Genomic DNA, 2,233 nt, shown 5'->3' with positions numbered 1-2,233 from the left:
CTATTTTTTCATTTTCATATTTTAAAAAGGATGTCGAAAATAAAGCACAAAGACCTGTAATATTTGCTTTTAATGGAGGACCTGGATCTTCTAGTGTAATGTTACATATTGGCTTACTTGGACCAAAAAGAATAAAATATAATTCTAATCTTAATGATGCCAATTCACTTCCTCCATATGAAGTAATAGATAATCCAGAGTGTTTAATTGATATTGCTGATATCGTTCTTATTGATCCTATAAATACAGGGTTTGGTCTATTAATAGATAAAGATAGAGAAAATGAATTTTATGGAATTAGAGAAGATGCAGAAGCTTTTGTTTCCTTTGTTCAAATGTGGATACAGCGATATAATCGCTATCAAAGTCCTAAATATATTTTAGCTGAGAGTTATGGTTGTACGCGTGCCGCAATGGCAGTAGAAATTGCCTCAGGTCAAGGTTTTGAGCGATGCTATGATATAGCTTTTAATGGATTAATTTTAATAGGAAATACTATTACTCCAGGAAAGTATTTTAATGTTGATTTACCTATTGAAAAGGCGGTATTAGGTTTTGAGACCTATGCTGCATTAAATTGGTTATATAATACTAATCATTCTATCTCATTAGATTTATGGACACAAAATGCAAGAGAATTTGCAGATACTGAATATCTAATAGCTTTAAATAAAGGAAACAGATTAAGTGCAGAAGAAAGAAGTAAAATAAAGGAAAAGATTAAATATTTTACAGGAGTTTCTGATTATTACTTAGAAGAGAAGAATCTAAAACTTGATAGTTTCTCAATAAAAGATGAAATTTTAAGAAGTAAAGGATTAGCTATTTCACGCTTAGATGGAAGAGTGACTAGACAATTATATTCTAATCAAGAATATGAAGATAAATTTGGCTTATCAATTGATGGAGTTAGAGGTAAGTATAATCCTATTTTTATTTCTGCTTTGGTCTCTGAATTGTTTCCAATTTTAGGAATTCAAAATTTTAATAGGTCATATAAACCAGCTGTTAAGATTTCTAAAAAATGGAATAAAGAATGTGATATTTCTGCATCTGAATGTTTATCAAATACAATGAAAAGACGACATACGATGAGAGTATTTTTTGCAAATGGATACTATGATTTAACAACTGAATCTGGAGTTTTATATTATATGCTTTCCCATACTGATTTAGATAAAGATAGGGTGATAATAAAAAGATATGCAACAGGACATATGGTTTATCTTGGTGAAGATGAAATAAAAACTTTTACATCAGATGTTAGAAATTTTATTAATAGTGTGAAACCTGAAGAAAGTATGCTATTAAGTGAGTTTATTTGATAATTTGGATATATCATTTGTAATGAAATTACCCTCTATTTTGTAGTATAATTATTGTATGAAAAAAGGTAGCGATGAATCATTAAAATCAATGGTATATAAATCAATGTATGAAGATATTATGTTAGGAAAATATCTTCCTGGAATGACTTTTTCTGAAAAAGATCTTGTTGAAATATATCAGATATCAAAGTCTCCGATTAGAGAAGCTTTAATAGAATTATGCAATGAAGGAATGTTAAGAAGTATTCCAAGATTTGGATATGAAGTATTGGAAATTTCACAATCTGAATTAAGAGATGTAAAAGAAACTAGAGCAATTTTAGAGTTAGGAGCTTTAAATATTTGTTTTGATAAAATTAGTTCTGAAGATATTTCTCACTTAAGAAAGGTTATAGAAAATGCTCACAATGAAGGTGAAAAAAGTGTATTACTTCATTGGAATAGAAATATTCAATTTCATTTGGAATTAGCTACTTTAGCAGGAAATGAATATTTAATAAAACAGTTACAAAGTACATTAACGCTAATGGGTAGAGCTTATTCTCAATATCAATCTAAAAAGCATAATAAAACGACATTTAAAAGTGGCGAATCTCATAATCATGCTAATTTGATTGATGCAATAGAAAAAAAGGACAAGGAAAAAGCTTTAGAAATCCTTGCCCGTGATTTAGATTCTTTTGAACTATTATATATCCCTAATCCTCTAACATTAAGTTAAGGATTTCCTTATCAGTTTCTCTCATACCTTCTTTACCCATCTTTCCAAAGGCTTCAATAGTTTTCTCAATATCCTTTTTAACAAGGCCATCACCACTTTGGAAAGATGTTTTTTCTTCTAAGCTCATCTCCATAGCAAGTATTGCTGCTTCTAATGAAGAAGATATTTTAGCAGCACATGATGC

At 29.1% G+C, this 2,233-nt stretch carries 3 protein-coding genes; 2 read left to right on the top strand and 1 reads right to left on the bottom strand.

Annotation, left to right across the window (positions count from 1 at the left end; translation table 11 throughout):
• Together SOY52_RS08160 and SOY52_RS08155 are read left to right on the top strand one after the other, a co-directional pair.
• A partial coding sequence (locus tag SOY52_RS08160; RefSeq protein WP_320848459.1) for a S10 family serine carboxypeptidase-like protein occupies positions 1 to 1,325 on the top strand: 1,325 nt, incomplete at its 5' end.
• Between the two features lie 58 nt (positions 1,326 to 1,383).
• Positions 1,384 to 2,049 (top strand): GntR family transcriptional regulator, encoded by a 666-nt coding sequence (locus SOY52_RS08155; RefSeq protein WP_320848458.1) that lies wholly within the window; start codon positions 1,384 to 1,386, stop codon positions 2,047 to 2,049.
• Here SOY52_RS08155 and SOY52_RS08150 read toward each other — a convergent pair.
• Positions 2,027 to 2,233, bottom strand: a 207-nt coding sequence (locus SOY52_RS08150) for an L-serine ammonia-lyase, iron-sulfur-dependent, subunit alpha (protein ID WP_320848457.1), incomplete at its 5' end; no start/stop codon positions are given. The genes SOY52_RS08155 and SOY52_RS08150 overlap by 23 nt on opposite strands.

The sequence above is a fragment of the Bullifex sp. genome (assembly GCF_034103065.1).
Taxonomy (GTDB): Bacteria; Spirochaetota; Spirochaetia; order Sphaerochaetales; family Sphaerochaetaceae; genus Bullifex.
The sequence above is the reverse complement of the archived record's forward strand: the minus strand, read 5'-3'. Positions and strand labels throughout refer to the sequence as shown.

What these genes read in the sequence shown, in the direction of transcription:
- SOY52_RS08155 (WP_320848458.1), top strand. Translation starts at nt 1,384, where the DNA reads ATGAAAAAAGGTAGCGATGAATCATTAAAATCAATGGTATATAAATCA.